Raw genomic sequence first — 21,201 nt, 5'->3', positions numbered from 1 at the left:
GCGAAATACTACTTTATTTCCTGCCTTTTCAGCTTGCCCGTATCAACCCACCACCAATACCATTTTCCACCTGATGCCTTGGTTGTATTAAAACCTGCAACATCAAAATTACCCGTTCCGGTGGCTGTACCTTGTACTTCATAAACTTTAATAGCCTGCTGGTTATTTTGCCATGTTAAGGGTTTTCCTGGTTCACATACTTCAGGAGGCTTTTGGCTGTTGGTTATTAAAAAGTAGGCCTTGCTGCTGCCTGTTACTATGGCTTTGCCAGTTTCATCAATGCAAACAGCGGTATGTTCATCAACAGCAATGCCATTGGCAAATATGTTCCAGTTTTTAATGATGCGAGCTAAAAAGGTTACATGACGGCCCTGTCTTTCGCGGGTTATGTAATGCTGATCTGTGATTACCGATTTTAGGAAAGGGGCATGCAAAAAATCGTTATTATAAACAGTAACCAAGCTGTCATAAGGGTTTGCGAGGGCTTGTTCGGTTGTTAAGCTGGCTTTTTCGCCGCTATAATAAAAGCCGCCCATAATAGCACAACCGGCGCTGGTGCCGCCTACCGGGGCGTGCTTAACATTAAGCAGGTAGTTAATGGCATCCATGGTTTTGGTGCCGCGCCAAAAATTCATATAGTTTGATTGGTCGCCGCCCGATATAAAAAGCATTTCGGCATTACGGATGATGTAGGCAACCGTGTCATTATCAGCTAACTTTCTTGAATCAATTTTAAGTGTTTCTACAGAATTTACCTTGCCCAGGCTATTGATGTAATCATTATAACCATCTTTGCCGGATGCGCGTAATATCACCACATCGCCGCCTCCGCTGCGGTCAATCATCCATTTAAAAGCTTCGTCAACATCACGGCCGCCACCCACCAGTACCATACCGGCTTTAACAGGGGTATTCACATTGGCGGTATCGCCAACAATACCAATAGAGGCTGGTCGGCCCGCAATATGCTTGTCTGACTTTAAAGTATCAGGAATAGGGGCTGCCAGCACGCCGGAGCCAAACCCCAGGAGGATAATCAGTAAAAGAAAACAGCGCATATGTAAATATACGCTGTTTTCTTTTACTGAGTTTAATATTTATAAGGCTGCATTTTGCCGCATGAGCAGGCGCAGTTGGCATCGGTAAGTCCCAATTTCTTTAAAAAGAACTGGTAAAAGCCAATACGGTCATTCATGCTGTACATGTTTTCGCCTTTATTACATTCAACATCACCATTAACAATATTGATGGTCATACCAAAGCCGGGGGTACGGCCTTTGGCCTTATCCACAGCATTAGGCTGCCATTTACCGGTCATTACATCATGGGCCGATGGTTTGTGCGTTTCAGGTGTCATCCAGAAATAAATGGCGGCCTTAAAGGCAACTACCGGGTCGGTTTCAACCAGGTCGGGATTGTTCAGCAGTATCTTAGGATCGCCAAAAATACAGTTTGAAGCCAGGCCATAGTTGCCGTTATAACTTAACTGCATGGGGCCGCGTCCATAGTATTTTTTACCGGCAACTGGTGGATACTCATCGCTCTCGGCAATGTAGGTTAGCGCTGTATTGCTTTCGTGTATCAGCATAAGGCCGTCGGTATAAGTGGCGTTTACGCCATGACGGGTTTCATGTGCTATGTGTGCAAAAAATGCGGCCAGCTCCTTTTTATTGGCATCGGTACCAAACTGAGCGCAAAAGTTACCATAATCAACCGTAAAGGTACTATCGGGTTTCTTTTTGGCCCATTCCTCGTTCCAGTCCGGATCCTGGCGTACAGTCTCGGTTTTGCCTGTTTTTTTATCAGTCCGGATATATTGATATACCGAAAGCGCCCTTCGGGTAACTTTGATAGATACCTGACCCAGTTCATCGGCCGCTTTTACAAAAGCGGCATAAGTATAAAATTTATCACGTTGAGGAAAAAGATCATTAAATTGTTGCTCGGTCAACAGGGTTGCAATAGAAGCCTTTTTTTGAGGAGCAGGTTTTTGAGCCGCAGTTTGTGAGCTATCATTGCTGCTGCCGGCACTACTGCCGCTGTTGCCGCAGCTGAACGCCGAGACTACCAATGCCGAAAAAAGTACAATTATTAATTTAGATGATAATATGATCGATTTCATAATTTTATTAATAACAAGTTTCACAGTATTATAAATGCAAGTTTAAGTCTATCATTTAAAAATTTACACTTTCTTCGCAAAAATTATACTACAAGTGCAAACGGGTTTAAATTAGGTGTGTTTATTTAATGCAACCAGCATAACACCTCAACGTATAAAAAACATGAAGATATATACTAAAACAGGCGATAAAGGGTTTACATCATTAATAGGGGGAACCCGGGTTGCGAAATATCATTTACGCATTGAAAGTTATGGTACCATTGATGAATTGAATTCATATGTGGGCCTTATCCGCGATCAGGACATTGCCGTTCATGATAAGGACGTATTGAAGCAGATTCAGGACAGATTGTTTACTATAGGCTCCTTATTGGCGGCCGATCCGGAGCGATCAAAAATGGTTACACCCGATTTGCACATGGCCGATGTGGAACTGCTGGAAAAGGAAATGGACAGCATGAATGAGCGATTGCCTGAGCTGCGTCATTTTATTTTACCGGGTGGAAATAATACCATTTCGTTTTGCCATATTGCAAGATGTATTTGCAGGCGGGCCGAAAGGATAACCGTTCACCTGGCAGAAGAAAGCCCGGTTGATGAAAAAGTGAATATATATCTGAACAGGTTGAGCGATTACCTGTTCACCCTGGCGCGTAAAATTGGTAATGAGGCTAAAATACCTGAAAATCAATGGATACCACGAATTTGAAAATTTGAAAAAAAATATTGATATTCCAATTGAAAATATTATACTTTTGCGAAAAAGTTAATTTACTGAAATAAATATAAATAGAGAAACATGTATTGGACACTTGAACTGGCATCTCACCTTGAAGATGCGCCCTGGCCCGCAACAAAAGATGAATTAATTGATTACGCTATCCGTTCAGGAGCTCCTGTGGAGGTTATAGAAAACCTGCAAGCATTGGAGGATGATGGCGAACCTTATGAAAATATAGAGGAAATTTGGCCCGACTATCCGACCAAAGACGATTTCTTTTTTAACGAAGATGAATATTAGCAAAACTTAAAAACCCTTTTATAAAGGGTTTTTTTATTGGCACTACTTTTTGGAATGATTTTAGTAATAATGCTTAAACATTTTATCATTATCACTTAAAACTTACAAAAATGAGAGGTCTATTGTACATTATCGCCGTTATCCTGGTTATAGGATGGATATTTGGTTTCTTCTTTAATCACGCCGGAAGCCTGATTCATATTTTATTGGTTATAGCAATCATTGCTGTGCTTTTAGGAGTTATCAGAAGGGCATAGTATCCCCCAAAAATCCCAAAACGTAATAAAAGCCATTGGCCTTTGATCAGGCCGATGGTTTTTTGTTTAACAGCAGTTCGGCAATGGCAATATCCTCGGGGAAGGTAATTTTAATATTTTGATAATCGCCTTCGGTTAGTTGTATCTCCACGCCGAGCTGTTCAACCACGCTTGCATCATCTGTAAATTTTTCGCTGTATGGTTGTTGGTACGCTTTCTTTAATAATGCTGCTTTAAAGGTTTGCGGAGTTTGTATCAGGTAAATATGATCGCGTATTAAACTTACGGAGGTGTGGTTTACCAGCTGCCTTACCGAATCGCGGCTTTTAACGGCCGTAACGGCATTGCCATGCTCAAAGGCATGTAAATATGAGGTTTCAATAATTTGCCTGCTTGTGAGTGGCCGCACGGCATCATGTACGGCTATAAGTGCATCATCCTCAGTTATCTGATCAATTCCGTTTTTTACCGAGTGAAAGCGTGTTTGGCCGCCTGTAACCAAAAGGTGAGGCGTGGTAAATTGGTAGGTTTGGCACAGCTCCTGCCAGTATTCATGATAGCTTGCAGGTAAAACCAGTATAATGCCGGGTTTTACTGATGTTTGCTCAAAAGCCCTGATGGTATGCATTAAAACCGGCAGGCCATTCAATAACAAAAATTGTTTAGGCAAGGCCGATTGCATCCTGCTGCCCGAGCCTCCGGCCACAATGATGGCGTAGTTTTTTTGAGATGCGAAAGTAAGGTCGGCCATTGAGGTATTCTTTACTATTTTTCAGTAGGGCTAATATCTAAAACAAAAAATGAGATATGAAAACTTAATTTCATATCTCAAATCTCTCAACTAAAGTCTTAAAACTTAGATGATAAGCATGGCATCGCCATAGCTGTAAAAACGGTATTTTTCTTTAACTGCAACTTCGTAAGCGTTCATTACATTTTCGTAACCGCCAAAAGCGCATATCATCATCAACAATGTTGACTCAGGCGTGTGAAAGTTAGTGATCATTGAATTCGCGATGCTGAAATCATATGGAGGGAAAATGAATTTGCTTGTCCAGTCGTTAGCAGCTTTCAATGTTTTGTTTGCTGATACAGCCGATTCAATGGTACGCATTGATGTAGTACCAACAGCGCAAATGCGTTTTTTAAGCTCAATGCCCCTGTTTACAATATCGGCTTGTTTTTGCTCGATGATAAACTGTTCAGAATCCATTTTATGTTTGGTAAGATCCTCAACCTCAACCGGGCGGAAAGTACCTAAACCAACGTGCAGGGTAACTTCGGCAAATTCAACACCTTTTAGTTCAAGGCGTTTCATCAGTTCGCGGCTAAAGTGTAAGCCTGCGGTAGGAGCGGCAACAGCACCTTCGTGTTTAGCGAAAATAGTTTGGTAACGCTCTTTATCTTCGGCGGTAGCCTTGCGTTTAATGTATTTCGGAAGCGGGGTTTCGCCCAATATTTCCACATTTCTGCGGAACTCCTCGTCGGTACCGTCAAATAAGAAGCGTATAGTACGGCCGCGTGAGGTAGTATTATCAACAACCTCGGCAATTAAAAGGTCGTCATCGCCAAAGTATAATTTATTACCAACGCGTATTTTACGTGCCGGATCAACCAGCACATCCCATAAGCGGAGTTCTTTATTTAATTCGCGTAATAAAAACACCTCGATGGTAGCACCTGTTTTTTCTTTATTTCCATACAAACGTGCCGGGAATACTTTGGTATTGTTCAGGATCATTACATCCTTATCATCAAAATAATCCAACACATCTTTGAATATTTTATGCTCAATTTTTCCCGAATCTTTATGTAAAACCATTAAGCGTGCTTCGTCGCGGGTGGCTGATGGAGTATGTGCAACTAATGACTCTGGTAAATTGAATTTGAATTGAGATAATTTCATGCTTGTATTTATGAATTTTCAGGGCGCAAATGTATGAATTTTTTTTGTTAATTTCACCGATTTTTTTATGAACCGTTTTTAGCTGATTATTGGTCAAGTTAATTAAAAAATAATGTAACTTAACTGTTGTTGCCGCATCTAAAAAATAAAATATTCTATAACCTTACATTCAGAAAACGGATTTTATTGGTACAGCCTGTAAATCTGAACAATAGAAACATTAACCATTGAAATCAAAATAAGTTGTATGTTATTTTTAAAACTCTTCAGAGAAAGTTTTTTGTTCGCTTATGATGCCTTACGACAAAATAAACTGCGTACCATGCTTTCATTACTGGGAGTAACCATCGGGATATTTACCATCATAGCCGTTTTTTCGGCTGTAGATACCCTGCGAAATAACTTGCAAAAGAGCGTTGATAAATTAGGTAACAATAGTATATACATTGAAAAATGGCCATGGATAGGCGGCAGCGACTTCCCCTGGTGGAAGTACCTGCAAAGACCTGTATCAAAACTGAAAGATTTTAATGAACTGCAGCGCCGCAGCCAAACCGCCGGGGCTATATCATATGAAATTTCTATTGATAACCGTACCATTAAATATAAAAGCAACACGGTTGACGGTGCGCAGATAGATGCCGCCTCAAAGGATCACGACAAAACCTGGAACTTTGATTTTGAAAGCGGCAGGTATTTTACCGATATGGAATCAAAAACAGGAGCGCCGGTGGTTAATATAGGTTATGATATAGCTCAAAACCTGTTCCCTGGGGGCGATGCCATTGGTAAAGAGATCAAGGTGATGGGCCGCTATGTTACCGTGGTAGGTGTGTTTTCAAAACAGGGTAAGGATATGCTCAATATATCAACAGATAAGGAGGTTTTGCTTCCGCTTAACTTTGCGCATAACCTGATTGATATTCAAAATGAAAAATACCGACCGTCTATCATTGTGCGGGGTAAAAAGGGTATCCCTGTTGATGATGTGGAAAGCGAACTGCAGGGTCTTATGCGCTCCATCAGAAGTTTAAGGCCGGGGCAGGAAGATAATTTTTCATTAAACAGAACCACCATGCTCACCAACGCGCTTGATGATCTTTTCAGCATTGTAAATAAAGGCGGCTTTATTATAGGTCTGTTCTCGATGCTGGTGGGTGGTTTTGGTATTGCCAATATCATGTTTGTATCGGTAAAAGAGCGTACCAATATTATAGGTATCCAGAAATCATTAGGGGCCAAAAATTATTTTATACTGCTGCAATTTTTAATTGAGTCTATAGCGCTTTGCCTGCTGGGCGGCCTGGTGGGGCTTATCCTCGTGTATTTTTCAACCTTTGGCGTAAAGGCCTTATTTGATGTAAAAGTGGTGCTTGATATAAATAATGTTATTAAAGGATTGAGTTTTTCATTAGGAATTGGTGTAATTTCGGGAATTATTCCCGCGTATTTTGCTTCGAGGCTTGACCCTGTTGAGGCAATACGCACCAATTAATGAATTATGAAGATCATCAATTTTGCAGCACTTTTTGGCCTTGTTATAGCAGCATCGGCCTGTAACCAAAATGCCAAACCGGCTAATGATACCGAAGTAAAGGCAGACAGCGGCAAAGCCGTTGTTACCCACATGGCCGATACATCCAACACTGCAGATGTATTAAATACCTACCTTGATTTAAAAAATTACTTCTTAACATCAAAGGTTGCTGATATTCAAAGCAAGGCAGCATTGCTCGAAACCAAGTTAAAAGGCATTCAGGGTTGTACCGAAACTGCTGCCGTTGCCGGCCAGATAGCTGCATCAAAAGATGTTAAGGTACAGCGTGCCGCTTTCTTAATATTAAGTAAAGATGTTATTGCACTGGTAAAAGGTGCCAAATTTAAATCGGCTCCGGTTTATATTGATTACTGCCCTATGGCCGATGGCGGAAAGGGTGGCTACTGGCTATCAGCGAATAAGGCCATTGAAAATCCGTATTTTCCTGAGCAGATGAAGGAGTGCGGCCAGGTAAAAGGACAGATCAATTAATGCTTACCGCATTTATCGCGGTGGTATAACCGAAAAGTTTTTTTAACAATAAATTGATGAAGCGCATAAGGCAAAACTGCGTTTAATTAATAGATTTGCACGTAAAATTTTTACAAACTGTAATTGAGGATAAGTGTTATTAATACACAGATTTAATTACATTTGCTACAGATACAAATATTTCTATGTCGGAAACAGCACAACTAAAAATTGGTGATAAAACATTTGACCTCCCTGTAATTGAGGGAACTGAAGGTGAAAAGGCGATTGATATTTCTAAGCTCCGTGATTTGAGCGGTTATGTAACACTGGATATCGGATATAAAAACACAGGAGCAACCAAAAGCGCTATTACTTTTTTAGATGGTGAAAAAGGTATCCTGAAATACCGGGGTTATCCGATTGAACAACTGGCCGAAAACTCAAGCTTTATTGAGGTTGCATACCTGCTGATCTATGGCGAATTGCCAACTGAGGATCAATTAACATCTTTTCAGTACGAACTGAGCCGCCATACACTGGTGCATGAGGATATGAAGAAGTTTTTTGATGGTTTCCCATCAAAATCACATCCTATGGGTCAGTTATCGTCACTGGTATCTGCCTTATCTGCATTTTATCCGGAATCATTAAAACCGGCTCAAACTACCGAGGAGCTTAACCTGAGCATTATTAAAATGCTGGCAAAAATGGCTACTGTAGTATCATGGATCTACAAAAAATCATTGGGCCATCCGGTTATCTATCCTAAAAATAAATACGATTACGTTACCAACTTCATGTATATGACCTTTGGTCAGCGTACCGAAGATATTGTGATTGACCCTGTGGTGATAAGCGCTATGAACAAGCTGCTTATTTTGCATGCTGATCATGAGCAAAACTGCTCAACCTCAACCGTTCGTATCGTAGGCTCATCAGAGTCAAACATATATGCTTCGGTATCATCAGGTATATCTGCACTTTGGGGCCCGCTGCATGGCGGTGCCAACCAGGCGGTTATTGAAATGCTGGAGAAAATTAAAGACGATGGCGGCGATACCGATAAGTGGATAGCGAAAGCTAAAGACAAAAATGATCCGTTCCGTTTAATGGGCTTTGGTCACCGCGTATACAAAAACTTTGATCCGCGTGCCAAGATCATCAAAAAAGCCTGCGACGATATTTTAGAGAAATTAGGCATTAACGACGAAGTATTGGAAATTGCCAAAAAGCTGGAAGAAGTAGCCTTGAAAGATCAATACTTTGTTGAGCGTAAGCTTTATCCTAATGTTGATTTTTATTCGGGTATCATTTACCGTGCTCTGGGTTTCCCTACAGATATGTTTACCGTATTGTTTGCCCTTGGCCGTTTACCAGGCTGGATTGCACAGTGGAAGGAAATGAAAGAGAACAAAGAGCCTATCGGCCGTCCGCGTCAGATATATACCGGCGCTGTTGATAAAGAATACATTGATATAGCTAAAAGATAATTTTAAATCCACATTTATTGGGCCATGCCCGGTGAGAGACAAAACAGCGATGATCAAATCATCGCTGTTTTTTTATTAATGCAAATCGCTTTTAAAACAGGAGGCTTCTATGGAGCCGTTAAAATACCCGTATAAGTGCTATAAACAGGTAGTTCCCCTGGAACTACAGCACTTTTTCATTTTGGAACTCCGGCGGAGTCACCTGTTTATAGCTTAAACCAAGTTAGCAAATGGCTCCGCAGGTGCCTCCTCATGACCATTAGAGTTAAAAGCGATTTTCCTGATCCTTTATCTTTACCCTTTATCCTTTATATTTGAACCTGCCACATGACTATAGAGGAAATATTAAAGCAGTATTGGAACCATGACAGTTTCAGGCCTATGCAGGCCGAGATCATCAAGTCTGTTTTATTGGGGCACGATACCCTGGCACTGTTGCCTACAGGAGGCGGTAAATCTGTTTGTTTCCAGGTTCCGGCTTTGGCTAAGGAGGGGGTGTGTATAGTAATATCACCGCTCATAGCCCTCATGAAAGACCAGGTAGAGAACCTAAAGGCTAAAGGCATCAATGCGGTAGCCATAGTATCAGGCATGGGGCGGCGCGAAATTGACCTGGCGCTGGACAATTGCATCTACGGCAGCGTAAAGTTTTTGTACCTCTCGCCCGAGCGTTTACTTTCTGAACTGGTGCGCGAACGCATCAAGTACATGAAGGTGAACCTGATAGCGGTAGATGAGGCCCATTGTATATCGCAATGGGGGTATGATTTCAGGCCGCCGTACCTGCACATTGCCGATATCCGTGAATTTCATCCCCAGGTGCCTGTGCTTGCCCTTACAGCCACAGCAACCGCCGAGGTTAAGGCGGATATTCAGGAAAAGTTACTTTTTAAGGATGCCGTTGTTTATCAGCAGAGTTTTGAGCGTCGCAACATTAGTTATGTAGTGCAGGATGCCGAAAACAAGCTGCAAAAGATGGTGGATATTGCCCGTGGAGTAAAAGGCAGCGGTATTGTTTATGTGCGAAGCCGCAAAGACGCCTCCGAAATTGCCCGGTATTTTAATAACCACGGTTTCAGGGCCGATTACTACCATGCAGGCCTGTCAATGGATCAGCGGGCCGAAAAGCAGGAGAGCTGGAAAAATAACCGCACCCGTATTATTGTTGCAACCAACGCCTTTGGGATGGGGATTGACAAGCCGGATGTACGGTTTGTGATTCACAAGGATATGCCCGAAAGCCTGGAGGCATATTACCAGGAAGGTGGCCGTGCTGGGCGCGATGAACAAAAGGCTTACGCCATTTTGCTTTATACCCATGCCGATAGGTTGAAACAGGAAAAAATGTTTGAACTCAACTTTCCGTCGGTTGATGAAATTAAGCATGTTTATCATTGTTTGGCCAATTTTTACCAGCTGGCTTATGGCGCAGGCGAGGGACTGAGCTTTGATCTTGATCTGGCAGAATTTTGCAGCCGCTTTAAGCTTGATGCTATAAAAACGCTCAACGCCCTTAAATTTTTGGAAAAGGATGAGTACTTGTCGTTCAACGAGAGTGTGTTTTTGCCGTCGAGGTTTAGGTTTGAGGTGATGAACGAACAGCTGTATAATTTCCAGATCCAAAACGCGGGCTGGGATCCTTTTATTAAAACGCTGCTCAGGTCATACGGTGGCTCGTTTGAAAATTACGTGCGCTTAAAAGAGTATGACCTGGCCAAGCGCACCAACCTGAATGTGCAACAGGTTATTGATGGCCTGCGGCAACTGCAGGAGTTTGGCCTTATCAGTTATATGCCGCAAACCGACCAGCCTCAGGTTATCTATTTAAAACCTCGTCAGCAAGCCGACAGGCTTTTTATCAACAAAAAATATATTGAGGAACGCAAAGAAACTTACCGCCAGAAAATGGAGGCTGTTTTTGCATATGCCATCCATAAAAAATGTCGCAGTCAAATGTTGCTGGCCTATTTTGATGAACCCAACGCCCGTAAATGCGGTGTTTGCGATGTTTGCCTGGAAGAAAAACGCCAAAAAAATGCCGATGAGCTGTTTGATAATATCACCCTTGAAATTGTACAGATGCTTGGCATAACAACGCCCGATATAGGCACACTCATCAACACCATAAAAACAGGCTCCGAAAAAGAAAAGATGGAAACAATACGCCTGTTGCTCGATGCGGGTAAAATAAAAACCGACGGTGAGAAGTATTATCTGGTGTAGGAGGAGCGGGGGTGTTGGTGCGGAGAGCGTGCTTCTTCATAGACTTACGAAGTTTTTAAAACTTCGTAAGTCTTTATAACCGTGTAAGATTTCTCTTCGAAATGGCCACATTTACTTTAACAGGTTAACCGCTCTCTGCTCCCCAAATTTTCTCCCTCATTTCACCGAAGAAATTCTTTCGTTTACCGATAAAAACCCTGCGTACAACTATTACAGGCCAATTTGCTGTAACGTTTTTTAATGCAGATCGTCATATAGATGTATTTAAAATAACAATAATTAATCATCTGACAATCAAAATATTAATATCATGAAAACTCAAGCAATCGCCATTTTTACTGTACTGGTTATGGTATTTGGATTAGGAACCGCAACACAAGCCGCTGTTAATTATAACAACAATAAAGGCATCGTTTTAACCGACGTTTCACACATCAATAAAATTGAAATTTACGGTAATGTTAAACTCTATGTATCAAACGGCCCTGCCGATCAGGTAAAGGTTTACAACCAGTACTATTCTGAAAGCGCATTGGTACAATCACAAAAAGGAGTATTACGCATTTCATCATACAAAGCCGAACAATTAGAAGTTTGGGTAACTGCCAAAGAACTGTCAGCCATTACAGCTTATGATAACGCCGAGATCAAATCATTCGGAAACATCTCAGCCATTGAACTTGACGTTAAGTTATATGACAAAGCTACCGCTAACCTTGCTCTTGACGGTTACAGGGCCCGTGTTACCATGAACGATAAAAGCTGTGCAAACTTAAGCGGTACTGTTGATGAATATAACTTAGTACGCAGCCAGGCTTCAACCGTAAACAGAACCAACCTGGTAGCCAGCCACACATCAGAGGTATTGAATATTGCAAAATCTAAAGTTGATGAATATGCAGGCTTATAATAAAACAACCAACCCATCATATATCAAAAGCCACCTGGAAGCCAGGTGGCTTTTTTGTTGTTATAGCTTGTTAGTATGCCCCACCCATCTCTTTTTAAAATCAGAGGGGTTTTCGCCAACCAGTTTGTTAAACAATTTATTAAAATAACTCAGGCTTTCAAAGCCCACGGCGTAGCAGGTTTGGGTAATGTTTTTATCCTGCATGAGCAGGTTTTTGGCTCGCTCAATGCGGTATTGGTTTACAAATTCGGTAAAGGTGATGTTGGTTTGCCTTTTAAAATATCTGCAAAAAGCGGCAGTAGTTAAATTTACTTTATCGGCAACTACGTTAACATCGGGCTTTTGAGCGTAGTTGGCATCAATGTACTCGTAAATGGCGCCCATTCTTATTTTATCCTTTAAAATAAAATCCTTACTGGTTTCATCATTGTTCAGCAATGTGTATTCTTTTGAGGAAGCCAGCAACTGAAAAATATGCATCAATTGCAGCAATTGCTCAAAGGAGCTAAGATCATTCAGCTGTTTTAACTTTTGAGCCACCAATGCCCTTGTTTCTCCATGAAAAGCAACGCCATAAGCCGCGCTTTTAAAAAGTTTATTAATGAGTGAAAGTTCTGGTGCATGATGCAAGGCCTCGCCCATGAAATCGGTGCGCAGTTGCACCACTATTTGATGATAATCACTGCGCAGGCGGTAATCAAAATTCAGGTGGGGGAGGTTGCTGCCGATAAAAACGAGGTCGCTCTGGGTATAGCCCGAAATGTGGGTACCCACGTGGCGGATACCCGCATCGGCCTCAACATATACCAGTTCAAATTCCGGGTGGTAATGCCACAAGAAGGTATTCCGCAAACGGGGCGAAAATAGTTTGAATGATTTGCCTGGTTCAAATTCAATCCGCTCTAATTGTATCTCATTCACCTTGTATTGTGTTTATGGTATGCATAAATATATTGAAAAAGTCAATAGAGAGCAAATATTGGTCATTGGGACAGATAAGTTAGCTTTTAATACGCTGTAATTTTGAATTATAAACCAATACAGATCATGGAAGCAGCAACTAAAACAATGGCCGGTATGGCCCCCAGCATGAACCCTAACGAGGCGCATAAGGATATTCCGGGTAACCCCTCGGCAGCAAAATCAAGCCAGATCAAATTGAATGATCGCAGCAACGGCGAGCCATTGCGTGTACTAAGTGAAGATGACTGGAATTTTTGGATCACCAATGGTTACGTGGTAATTAAAAATGCCGTACCAAAAGAAATGGCTCGGAAAACCGCTGAATACCTTTGGCAATATGAAGATAAAGACCCTAACGATACAGAAAGCTGGTATAAAAAGCCCAACGCCCAAATGCAAATGAAGGAGTTGAATAACACAGGCATGGTTGAAATTTATAACCACCAGTATTTGTGGGATAACCGCCAATACCCAAGGGTTCACCAGGCATTTGCCGATATTTGGGGTACCGAAAAACTTTGGGCCAATATTGACCGCGCGAACCTGAATTTTCCTTTACGCCCCGGGTTTGAATATAAAGGATTTATTCATTGGGATTATGATCCCGAAACCAAACCGGAAAATGTACAGGGTGTATTGGCTTTGGCCGACCAAACAGATGAAAACATGGGGGGCTTTCAATGTATTCCTGAACTTTACCGTACTTATGATACCTGGAAATTAACGCAGCCCGAAGATCGTGATCATTATAAGCCTGATACTACTGGTTTTGAGATTGTGAAAGTAAAAATGGAAGCCGGCGATCTGCTGATATTTAACAGTACCCAGCCGCATGGCATACGGCCAAATACAAGCGGCAACAAGGTGCGCATTGCCCAATACGTATCAATGATGCCGGCGCAGGAACATAATGCAGAATTAAGGGATTGGCGCATCAACAGCTGGAAAAACCGTGAGGCCATGCAAGGCTACGCTTTCCCCGGCGACCCGCTGGAACGCGAAAAGAAAAACCCAGTAGCAGAGCTTACCCCACTGGGCAGAAAGTTGCTGGGCTTGGATAATTGGTAAGAGGTTTGTTATGGCAAAAAGAATAAATTTTGTCATTGCGAGAAGGAACGACGAAGCAATCGCGAGTTTGTCTGAACCAGGATTAAGCAGATTTATCGGATTAAAGGATTTTATTTTATTTTTTTAAAATCATGGTAATCCCTTAATCCCCAAAATCGTGGTTCAGACAACTTCTATTCTTTTCAAAACCAGATCAACCCGCTCCTCAACTGTGGTATCGCCCCATATTTCTAAAATCGGGCAACTTACCTTGCTGAGCCAGGCTTCGTGAATCTGCAACGTTCGGCCATTGGTGGTGTTATCATCATATCCCGATGCCCACTGCACAAAATCCTGGTAGTTTTTAGCTCTAACAGGATCGGTAAAGATAAGATCGCCATAGCGTTCCAGTTCGCGGGTGTGCAGTCGCTGCATTCGGATATCATGCGGGATGCATAGGAATACCACCAGGTCAAAGGTATGCAGCCATACCTCGCCCCAACTTACCATTGATCCGCTAAGTATCCAGTTATCATGTTTGGCGGTATCACTGATCATCATGTTATTCCTTAATTCGGGATTACGTTTTACGGTGAATGGAACTACCGACTTTTCCCAGAAGTATTCATCACTGTCGAAAACAACATAGCCAAGCTGTTTGGCCAAAGCGGCCCCCAAAGTGGTTGAACCTGCGCAAGAGGCGCCCATGATCAATATTTTCATGATATACAATTATGGCGGAAAACGCTTTACAGCAAATGGAACTATACCATTTTGCGGTAATCGCTGGCGTTTAAATTTGTTTTCTTCTTAAAATAGTTGGACAGATGGCTCACATCGGTAAAACCAAACTCGGCTGCAATTTGCCTTAAAGGCAGCTTGTTGGTAGCCAGGCGTATTTCAATAAGCCTGGTACGGTAGCCGTTGATATAATCGCGATAGCTTATTTCAAAGTTTCTTTTAAACCACGAACTAAAATAGCTTGGCGCTATATTAAAGTGAGCGGCAACGTTTTTAACCTGTACTTTTTCGGGCTCGTAAATATGCTGATGGATGTAAGTGATCAACTCCTCCTTTCCAGGCGGGCTTGTACCCAGCCTGGTATCCAGATCGGTTATCACCTGCCGTATCAGGGCAAAAATAGACAGGATCTGGTAATAAATAAATGGCGAAGCAGCAATATCAGTAGGCTGATCGCAATTCGTGATGTTTTCGATAATGTTGCGTAAAATAACTTTAGAAGGCTCCGGAAAGGTGAGTTTAAATTCTTTGAACAGTTTGTGCCGCATCATACCAAGCGGGTTCAGGCTTTGGCGTGCACGCGGCAGCGTTTGATAATCGGGGCTGAAAAACTGATCGGTAAATTTAATGAGGGTAACCTGTGTATTCTTTTTGCCTTCCAGGTGGTGTTCATCCTCAGGGCATATTAAAAAAAGATCACCTGCTTTGTAGGTAAACTGGTTGTTGTTTAAAAAATGTATGCCCGTGCCCTTGTTTACATAAAGTATTTCATAGTAAGTATGGCTGTGCTGTGGCAGGGGCGAGCTTTCGAGGTCAAAAACGCGTATTAAAAGCGGGGCAAATTGCCTTTTTTTCATGTCGTAAACTTACAAGTTTATCACATTAAATTACAACAACGGCAGCTGCTTATCGCTTTAAACTTGTATCAGTAAAGCACCAATGCTTTTATCCGGTTAGTATCATGACTTATTACAATATCACTATTCCACAATTGCCAACGCAGTTTGTTCAATACTGCGATAACAGTAACTATTCCTTATCGGCCAAAAAGAAATATATTATAACCCACATTTTAATGCTTACCAACAATACCGATGTTGATACCATTGCCCGTAATATGCGTTTTGAGGGCTTTAAGGTAAGTATAAGCAGTATTTACCAGGTGCTGCAATGGTTAACCACACATGGCTTTGTAATTAAAACTACCAACGGCCATAACCAGGCAGTTTACAGGCCCAATAAGCAAACCATTAACTAATGCTCATATAATTGATATTTTTTATTGCCAGTAACACTATTTCCCTAAAAAAAAGTTTCGCAGTTCACCGATATAAACCGGCAGTTCGCCGATAAAATACTGCCATACATCTATTTGCCCCAAAATAGCTGTAACGTTTCAAAAGTGTGCACGTCATATAGGTGTATTTAAAAAATAGGGAAATACAATTAATTGACAATCAAAATATTAATATCATGAAAACAAAATTATTTACCATCATTACTACATTGGTTTTAGTAGGTGGAATAGCAAGCTTTACTTCAGCAAAAACAATAAATAACAACAATGCCCCAACAGTTTTGGCAGATGTGAGCAAGATCAATAAGATCGAGATTCGCGGTAATGTTGAACTATACGTATCTGCCGGCACAGCCGATGAGGTAAAGGTTTATAACCGTTACTACGCTGAAAGCGCATTGGTACAAAGCCAAAATGGTGTATTGCGTATTACCTCATACAAACCAGAAAAATTAGTGGTTTGGGTAACAGCTAACGATCTGCGTGCTATAAGCGCTTATGATAATGCCCAGGTAAAATCATTTGGTAAACTATCTGCCATTGAGCTTGAAGTTAACCTGAACAACAACGCTACCGCCAAATTGAATGTAGATGCCTTTAAAGCTAATGTAAATGTAAATGACTACGCTAAGATTGACCTGGCAGGTACCGCAGATGCATATACTTTAAACCATGCGCTTTCAAGCAGTGTAAACAATAACAACTTTGCTGCAGCCCACTATACAGATACACTTACTAATGACGCGGTTGGTAAAAAAGAGATCGGTAACGAGCTTGCCGGTTTATAAACACAACTTTTGCAAAAGTTCAACATATATTCTGAAAGGCTATCGCACATTGCGATAGCTTTTTTTATTTTTGATACTACATCAAACCCAAAATACCATCACTAACAAAAACCAATTATGAGAAAAGCAACTTTAGCCATCGCTATAGCCATTGCGTGTACATCGGTAAGTATATTATCATCATGTAAACTGGGCTGTGTGCACGGATCGGGCAAGATCATTACAGAACAGCGCAAGGCCAATGATTTTAAAAAGATAGAGATATCCGGCGGATTTAAAGTTCATTTAACTCAGGATAGCTCATTAAATATAGCCGTAACCGGCGATGATAATTTGCTCAAATATGTATCAACCTCGGTAGAAGGGGGCAAGCTGTTCATCAAATCAAAAAAGAGCATGTGCGATGCCGACAGCATGGTGATCAACATAGGCATTCATAAACTTGATGAGCTTGCTGCATCGGGCGCGGTAGAGATCTCTTCAGTTGGTAAAATGATCCTGGGCGATCTGAATATACACCTTTCCGGTGCTACACGCCTTAACCTTGATTTAAACGCCGCAAATGTAGTTACCGATGGCAGCGGTGTAAGCGAACTTAACCTGAAAGGACAGGCGGCATCGCACCGGATAGAATCAAGCGGGGTAGTTAAGGTGAACGCGTTTGATTTTGTGGTTGGCGAGTATACTTTAAATACTGCTGGTGTGAGTAAATGCAATATTAATGTGCTGAAAACACTGAACGTACATTCAAAGGGCGCTGCCGAAATTCAGTATAAAGGTTCGCCGTCAACCGTGAATAATGATAAGGCCGGCGCGTCAAAAATCATTAAGGTTGATTAAATCAAAGTCGTAAAATAAATACCCCTGCATCATGAAAAAAGTTTTAAAGTTTACCGCTTATTTGGTTGTTATACTTGTACTTATTGTAATAGCAGGTATATCATACGTTACGCTGGCCTTACCCAATGTTGGCGAGCCGGAAGCTATTAAGATAGCCATTACGCCCCAGCGGGTTGAGCGTGGTAAATACCTGGCCAATAATATTACGCTTTGCATGGATTGCCACTCTACCCGCGACTGGAGCAAATTTGCAGGCCCGATGAAAGAGGGCACATTAGGTGCAGGGGGCGAAAAATTTGATGCTAACGTTGGTTTTCCCGGCGATGTAATTGTTCCTAATATCACACCCTATCATTTAAGCAGCTGGACGGATGGTGAGCTGTTCAGGGCTATTACGGCGGGTGTTAAAAAAGATGGGTCGGCTATTTTTCCGCTCATGCCCTGGGAGTCATACTCAAAAATGAGCAGGGAAGATGTATATTCAATAATCGCCTATCTGCGTACCATTAAGCCCCAGGAGGCAAATTACCCGCAGCGTAAGCTTGATTTTCCTTTAAATATCCTGGTGCATACCATGCCTAAAAAGGCCATGCTCGGCACCATTCCTAATGAGCATGATACACTTAAATACGGCGAATACCTGGTAACTATTGCAGCCTGTAAAGATTGCCACAGCCAGGTTAAGCAGGGTAAAATAATTGCCGGACTGGAATATGCAGGGGGCAGGGAGTTTTTAGTGCCCGGAGCGGGCGTGGTACGCTCGGCAAATATTACTGCCGATAGGACAACGGGTTTAGGTAATTGGACACGGGAACAGTTTGTTTCAAAATTCAGGCAATATGCTGATAGCAGTAAAAGGGTTGATGTAAAACCGGGTGAATTTCAATCAATTATGCCATGGTACAGATATGCTGGCATGAAAACTACCGATCTGGAAGCAATGTATGCTTATGTAAAAACAATTAAGGCTGTAAAAAATCCGGTTATTAAATTTGCGCCGGCACAAAAGCTTAATTAAAATTTAAAATAAATTCGTACTTTTGCGCCTCGAAATTTGTATAGCCAGAACTGGTTTTTGAGCTACGTTTCAATAGATTAAACTAAAATACCCGGTAGAAGATGAATATTACACAGGAAAAAGTAGACGCCCTGAACGCAGTAGTTAAAATTAACATTGACCGTGAAGATTACCAGCCACGTGTTGATAAAGCTATAAAAGAAAACGCCAAAAAAGCTAAACTGCCAGGCTTTCGTCCCGGAATGGTACCGGCATCACACATCAAAAGAATGTACGGTAAAAGTATTTTGGTTGATGAGATCAATAACTTATTATCAGATACCTTAAATAAATACATTGACGAGCAACAACTGCAGGTTTTAGGCCAGCCGCTGCCAAAGGTTGATGAGGATAAAGAATACAACTGGGATTTCAACGATAACTTTGAATTTAACTACGAACTGGGTTTAGCGCCTGAGTTTGATATTAATTTTTCATCGGCTGATAAAGCTACCCAATACGTTATCAAAGTTGATGACGAAACGCTTGCTTCACGTACCAAAAACATCCGTCGCAGCTATGGCAAAATGACAAATCCTGACGTATCGGCAGATGACGACGTGCTTTATGCTGAATTAGTTCAACTTTCTCCGGATGGTTCTGTTTTTGAGGGTGGCATTAGCAATACAGCATCTGTAAGGTTAGATCAAATTAAAGACGAAGCCATTAAAGCTTCCCTGATCGGCCTTAAAAAAGATGATGTATTAACGTTTGATATTCAGAAAGCTTTTGATAACGACGCAGCGAAAGTTGCCGGCTTATTAAAAATTGAAGAAGACGAAGCAGCTGATTTAAAATCAAACTTCCAGTTAACTGTTAAAAACGTTAACCGTTTAGAAGAAAGTGATTTAAACCAGGAGTTCTTTGACAAATTATTTGGTGAAGGTGTTGTAACTACCGAGACTGAGTTTACAGCTAAAATTACCGAAGAACTGGAAACCATGATGGTTCAGGATTCGGAGCGTAAATTACAGGACGATATTTACAAATTGAGCGTTGCCAAGGTTGATTTTAACCTGCCTGATGAGTTTTTGAAACGCTGGTTAAAAGCCACTAACGAAAAACTTACAGACGAAGAACTGGAAGGCGGTTATAATGATTTCGCTACAAATCTTAAATGGACTTTGATCGAAAACAAGATCATTAAAGACAACAAGATCGAGATCAAATACGATGAAGTATTTGAATTGGCTAAAGTTCGTTTAGATCAGCAATTCAGAATGTACAGCCCGCAGCCTATCCCTGATGAGCAATTAGGCCAGTACACCGTGCAATACCTGCAAAACAAAGAGAATGCTAACAAAATATTTGAAGAAGTAAAAGCATTAAAGGTATTTGATTTCATTAAGAGCGTAATAACCTTAGAGAAACAAGATATCCTGTTTACTGATTTTAACAAATTGGTTTCAGAAAAATAAGCTGATATTTTAAATATACATATTTACCAAAAGCAACTCACAAGGTTGCTTTTGGTGTATATAAGAATATCGTAGAAGCGATTCACCCGATCGAGGCTTCGCCCGACCACCCTCTCTTCGCCTTTGGCGGAAAGAGGGAATTGGAAAATGGCAGAGTGTTTTTTGTTTTTCTTTACCCTCTATGCGACGAAGTCGGAGAGAGGGTCGACGAGTGAAGCGATGTCGGGGTGAGTCTCCCTTGGTTGGCAGATAACCTACCACAACCAAATAATTTTTACTTAATACAAACTATCTTGTTAAAATTGTATTCAACTAAAAACTATATTTAACGCAAGTAATTCTTGCATTCTAAAAATAACAATAACAAAAACCATGAGTAGTAACATTGATAGAAACGAATTCAGAAACTATGCTATTAAACATCACCGTTTAAACAGCCTTCACGTAGATAAATTTATAGCCAGTGTTGATAATAGCCGCATGCCAAGCGGTATTTACACACCAACCGGTATGACGCCTTATATTATTGAAGAACGTCAGTTGAACGTAGCTCAGATGGACGTGTTCTCACGCCTGATGATGGACCGTATCATTTTCCTGGGCGATGCCATTTATGAAAACATTGCAAACATTATCCAGGCTCAGTTGCTGTTCCTGCAGTCGGCAGATAGCAAACGCGATATCCAGATCTACATCAATTCACCTGGTGGTTCGGTTTACGCCGGCTTAGGTATATATGATACCATGCAGTTTATATCAAACGATGTGGCTACCATTTGTACAGGTATGGCAGCCTCAATGGCCGCTGTATTATTATGCGCAGGCACCGAAGGTAAAAGGGCCATATTGCCACATGCAAGGGTAATGATTCACCAGCCATCGGGCGGTGCTCAGGGCCAGCAGTCAGATATTGAGATCTCTTATCATGAGATCACTAAGCTGAAAAAAGAACTATATCAGATCATTGCTGATCATAGTGGTGCACCTTTCCAGAAAGTTTGGGATGCATCTGACCGTGATTACTGGATGATTGCCGAAGAGGCCAAAGAATTTGGTATGGTTGATGAGATTTTAAAGGGTAGCAAAGGAAAAAAATAATTTCCTGAG

At 41.4% G+C, this 21,201-nt stretch carries 22 protein-coding genes; 15 read left to right on the top strand and 7 right to left on the bottom strand.

What is annotated here, in order from left to right; translation table 11 throughout:
- Positions 1-8: 8 nt before the first annotated feature.
- On the bottom strand, positions 9-1,058 hold the full coding sequence (locus QWZ01_RS01735; protein ID WP_290321487.1) for a cyanophycinase: 1,050 nt from the start codon (positions 1,056-1,058) through the stop codon (positions 9-11).
- 32 nt (positions 1,059-1,090) lie between these two features.
- On the bottom strand, positions 1,091-2,122 hold the full coding sequence (locus tag QWZ01_RS01730) for a chitinase (protein ID WP_290321486.1): 1,032 nt from the start codon (positions 2,120-2,122) through the stop codon (positions 1,091-1,093).
- Between the two features lie 163 nt (positions 2,123-2,285).
- Between QWZ01_RS01730 and QWZ01_RS01725 the strand changes: the two genes are divergently transcribed.
- The 3 genes from QWZ01_RS01725 to QWZ01_RS01715 all read left to right on the top strand — a co-directional run bounded on the left by QWZ01_RS01725 (position 2,286) and on the right by QWZ01_RS01715 (position 3,403).
- Complete coding sequence (locus QWZ01_RS01725) at positions 2,286-2,834, top strand: cob(I)yrinic acid a,c-diamide adenosyltransferase (RefSeq protein WP_290321485.1); 549 nt, start codon at positions 2,286-2,288, stop codon at positions 2,832-2,834.
- A gap of 90 nt (positions 2,835-2,924) precedes the next feature.
- Positions 2,925-3,146 (top strand): DUF2795 domain-containing protein, encoded by a 222-nt coding sequence (locus QWZ01_RS01720; protein WP_002996718.1) that lies wholly within the window; start codon positions 2,925-2,927, stop codon positions 3,144-3,146.
- 110 nt (positions 3,147-3,256) lie between these two features.
- Positions 3,257-3,403, top strand: a complete 147-nt coding sequence (locus QWZ01_RS01715) for a lmo0937 family membrane protein (RefSeq protein WP_290321484.1) — start codon at positions 3,257-3,259, stop codon at positions 3,401-3,403.
- 46 nt (positions 3,404-3,449) lie between these two features.
- On the opposite strand, the gene QWZ01_RS01710 is transcribed toward QWZ01_RS01715, so the two are convergent.
- A complete protein-coding gene (locus QWZ01_RS01710) occupies positions 3,450-4,154 on the bottom strand; it encodes a 2-C-methyl-D-erythritol 4-phosphate cytidylyltransferase (protein WP_290321483.1) in 705 nt (234 codons plus the stop codon).
- A gap of 105 nt (positions 4,155-4,259) precedes the next feature.
- Entirely contained in the window at positions 4,260-5,309 is a 1,050-nt protein-coding gene (gene queA / locus QWZ01_RS01705; RefSeq protein ID WP_290321482.1) for a tRNA preQ1(34) S-adenosylmethionine ribosyltransferase-isomerase QueA, read from the bottom strand.
- A gap of 247 nt (positions 5,310-5,556) precedes the next feature.
- Between queA and QWZ01_RS01700 the strand changes: the two genes are divergently transcribed.
- From QWZ01_RS01700 to QWZ01_RS01680, 5 genes are all read left to right on the top strand, one after another.
- Entirely contained in the window at positions 5,557-6,804 is a 1,248-nt protein-coding gene (locus QWZ01_RS01700; protein WP_290321481.1) for an ABC transporter permease, read from the top strand.
- Positions 6,805-6,810: 6 nt separating this feature from the next.
- Complete coding sequence (locus QWZ01_RS01695; protein ID WP_290321480.1) at positions 6,811-7,338, top strand: DUF3347 domain-containing protein; 528 nt, start codon at positions 6,811-6,813, stop codon at positions 7,336-7,338.
- Positions 7,339-7,523: 185 nt separating this feature from the next.
- A complete protein-coding gene (locus QWZ01_RS01690) occupies positions 7,524-8,810 on the top strand; it encodes a citrate synthase (protein WP_290321479.1) in 1,287 nt (428 codons plus the stop codon).
- 327 nt (positions 8,811-9,137) lie between these two features.
- Positions 9,138-11,033 (top strand): RecQ family ATP-dependent DNA helicase, encoded by a 1,896-nt coding sequence (locus QWZ01_RS01685; protein ID WP_290321478.1) that lies wholly within the window; start codon positions 9,138-9,140, stop codon positions 11,031-11,033.
- A gap of 310 nt (positions 11,034-11,343) precedes the next feature.
- Positions 11,344-11,943 (top strand): GIN domain-containing protein, encoded by a 600-nt coding sequence (locus QWZ01_RS01680; RefSeq protein ID WP_290321477.1) that lies wholly within the window; start codon positions 11,344-11,346, stop codon positions 11,941-11,943.
- 60 nt (positions 11,944-12,003) lie between these two features.
- On the opposite strand, the gene QWZ01_RS01675 is transcribed toward QWZ01_RS01680, so the two are convergent.
- Complete coding sequence (locus QWZ01_RS01675) at positions 12,004-12,864, bottom strand: helix-turn-helix domain-containing protein (protein WP_290321476.1); 861 nt, start codon at positions 12,862-12,864, stop codon at positions 12,004-12,006.
- Positions 12,865-12,990: 126 nt separating this feature from the next.
- Between QWZ01_RS01675 and QWZ01_RS01670 the strand changes: the two genes are divergently transcribed.
- The gene (locus QWZ01_RS01670) at positions 12,991-13,974 is read left to right on the top strand and encodes a phytanoyl-CoA dioxygenase family protein (protein ID WP_290321475.1); all 984 of its coding nucleotides are present in this window, start codon (positions 12,991-12,993) and stop codon (positions 13,972-13,974) included.
- 162 nt (positions 13,975-14,136) lie between these two features.
- On the opposite strand, the gene QWZ01_RS01665 is transcribed toward QWZ01_RS01670, so the two are convergent.
- Together QWZ01_RS01665 and QWZ01_RS01660 are read right to left on the bottom strand one after the other, a co-directional pair.
- Positions 14,137-14,676 (bottom strand): P-loop NTPase family protein, encoded by a 540-nt coding sequence (locus QWZ01_RS01665; protein WP_290321474.1) that lies wholly within the window; start codon positions 14,674-14,676, stop codon positions 14,137-14,139.
- Between the two features lie 41 nt (positions 14,677-14,717).
- Positions 14,718-15,551, bottom strand: coding sequence for a helix-turn-helix domain-containing protein (locus tag QWZ01_RS01660; RefSeq protein ID WP_290321473.1), 834 nt, complete (start codon positions 15,549-15,551; stop codon positions 14,718-14,720).
- Between the two features lie 104 nt (positions 15,552-15,655).
- Between QWZ01_RS01660 and QWZ01_RS01655 the strand changes: the two genes are divergently transcribed.
- The 6 genes from QWZ01_RS01655 to QWZ01_RS01630 all read left to right on the top strand — a co-directional run bounded on the left by QWZ01_RS01655 (position 15,656) and on the right by QWZ01_RS01630 (position 21,192).
- Positions 15,656-15,952 (top strand): transcriptional repressor, encoded by a 297-nt coding sequence (locus QWZ01_RS01655; RefSeq protein WP_290321472.1) that lies wholly within the window; start codon positions 15,656-15,658, stop codon positions 15,950-15,952.
- Between the two features lie 215 nt (positions 15,953-16,167).
- Entirely contained in the window at positions 16,168-16,779 is a 612-nt protein-coding gene (locus QWZ01_RS01650; protein WP_290321471.1) for a GIN domain-containing protein, read from the top strand.
- Between the two features lie 117 nt (positions 16,780-16,896).
- The gene (locus QWZ01_RS01645; protein ID WP_290321470.1) at positions 16,897-17,619 is read left to right on the top strand and encodes a head GIN domain-containing protein; all 723 of its coding nucleotides are present in this window, start codon (positions 16,897-16,899) and stop codon (positions 17,617-17,619) included.
- A 31-nt stretch (positions 17,620-17,650) separates the two neighbouring features.
- Complete coding sequence (locus tag QWZ01_RS01640; RefSeq protein ID WP_290321469.1) at positions 17,651-18,637, top strand: cytochrome C; 987 nt, start codon at positions 17,651-17,653, stop codon at positions 18,635-18,637.
- A 101-nt stretch (positions 18,638-18,738) separates the two neighbouring features.
- On the top strand, positions 18,739-20,094 hold the full coding sequence (tig, locus tag QWZ01_RS01635) for a trigger factor (protein ID WP_290321467.1): 1,356 nt from the start codon (positions 18,739-18,741) through the stop codon (positions 20,092-20,094).
- A 372-nt stretch (positions 20,095-20,466) separates the two neighbouring features.
- On the top strand, positions 20,467-21,192 hold the full coding sequence (locus QWZ01_RS01630; protein ID WP_290321466.1) for an ATP-dependent Clp protease proteolytic subunit: 726 nt from the start codon (positions 20,467-20,469) through the stop codon (positions 21,190-21,192).
- Positions 21,193-21,201 lie beyond the last annotated feature (9 nt).

This window comes from Mucilaginibacter aquaedulcis (genome assembly GCF_030409325.1).
In the GTDB taxonomy this organism is placed as follows: Bacteria; Bacteroidota; Bacteroidia; order Sphingobacteriales; family Sphingobacteriaceae; genus Mucilaginibacter; species Mucilaginibacter aquaedulcis.
This window is presented reverse-complemented; position numbering and strand designations above follow the sequence as displayed.

What these genes read in the sequence shown, in the direction of transcription:
- QWZ01_RS01735 (WP_290321487.1), bottom strand. Translation starts at nt 1,058, where the DNA reads ATGCGCTGTTTTCTTTTACTGATTATCCTCCTGGGGTTTGGCTCCGGC.
- QWZ01_RS01730 (WP_290321486.1), bottom strand. Translation starts at nt 2,122, where the DNA reads ATGAAATCGATCATATTATCATCTAAATTAATAATTGTACTTTTTTCG.
- QWZ01_RS01725 (WP_290321485.1), top strand. Translation starts at nt 2,286, where the DNA reads ATGAAGATATATACTAAAACAGGCGATAAAGGGTTTACATCATTAATA.
- QWZ01_RS01720 (WP_002996718.1), top strand. Translation starts at nt 2,925, where the DNA reads ATGTATTGGACACTTGAACTGGCATCTCACCTTGAAGATGCGCCCTGG.
- QWZ01_RS01715 (WP_290321484.1), top strand. Translation starts at nt 3,257, where the DNA reads ATGAGAGGTCTATTGTACATTATCGCCGTTATCCTGGTTATAGGATGG.
- QWZ01_RS01710 (WP_290321483.1), bottom strand. Translation starts at nt 4,154, where the DNA reads ATGGCCGACCTTACTTTCGCATCTCAAAAAAACTACGCCATCATTGTG.
- queA (WP_290321482.1), bottom strand. Translation starts at nt 5,309, where the DNA reads ATGAAATTATCTCAATTCAAATTCAATTTACCAGAGTCATTAGTTGCA.
- QWZ01_RS01700 (WP_290321481.1), top strand. Translation starts at nt 5,557, where the DNA reads ATGTTATTTTTAAAACTCTTCAGAGAAAGTTTTTTGTTCGCTTATGAT.
- QWZ01_RS01695 (WP_290321480.1), top strand. Translation starts at nt 6,811, where the DNA reads ATGAAGATCATCAATTTTGCAGCACTTTTTGGCCTTGTTATAGCAGCA.
- QWZ01_RS01690 (WP_290321479.1), top strand. Translation starts at nt 7,524, where the DNA reads ATGTCGGAAACAGCACAACTAAAAATTGGTGATAAAACATTTGACCTC.
- QWZ01_RS01685 (WP_290321478.1), top strand. Translation starts at nt 9,138, where the DNA reads ATGACTATAGAGGAAATATTAAAGCAGTATTGGAACCATGACAGTTTC.
- QWZ01_RS01680 (WP_290321477.1), top strand. Translation starts at nt 11,344, where the DNA reads ATGAAAACTCAAGCAATCGCCATTTTTACTGTACTGGTTATGGTATTT.
- QWZ01_RS01670 (WP_290321475.1), top strand. Translation starts at nt 12,991, where the DNA reads ATGGAAGCAGCAACTAAAACAATGGCCGGTATGGCCCCCAGCATGAAC.
- QWZ01_RS01665 (WP_290321474.1), bottom strand. Translation starts at nt 14,676, where the DNA reads ATGAAAATATTGATCATGGGCGCCTCTTGCGCAGGTTCAACCACTTTG.
- QWZ01_RS01660 (WP_290321473.1), bottom strand. Translation starts at nt 15,551, where the DNA reads ATGAAAAAAAGGCAATTTGCCCCGCTTTTAATACGCGTTTTTGACCTC.
- QWZ01_RS01655 (WP_290321472.1), top strand. Translation starts at nt 15,656, where the DNA reads ATGACTTATTACAATATCACTATTCCACAATTGCCAACGCAGTTTGTT.
- QWZ01_RS01650 (WP_290321471.1), top strand. Translation starts at nt 16,168, where the DNA reads ATGAAAACAAAATTATTTACCATCATTACTACATTGGTTTTAGTAGGT.
- QWZ01_RS01645 (WP_290321470.1), top strand. Translation starts at nt 16,897, where the DNA reads ATGAGAAAAGCAACTTTAGCCATCGCTATAGCCATTGCGTGTACATCG.
- QWZ01_RS01640 (WP_290321469.1), top strand. Translation starts at nt 17,651, where the DNA reads ATGAAAAAAGTTTTAAAGTTTACCGCTTATTTGGTTGTTATACTTGTA.
- tig (WP_290321467.1), top strand. Translation starts at nt 18,739, where the DNA reads ATGAATATTACACAGGAAAAAGTAGACGCCCTGAACGCAGTAGTTAAA.
- QWZ01_RS01630 (WP_290321466.1), top strand. Translation starts at nt 20,467, where the DNA reads ATGAGTAGTAACATTGATAGAAACGAATTCAGAAACTATGCTATTAAA.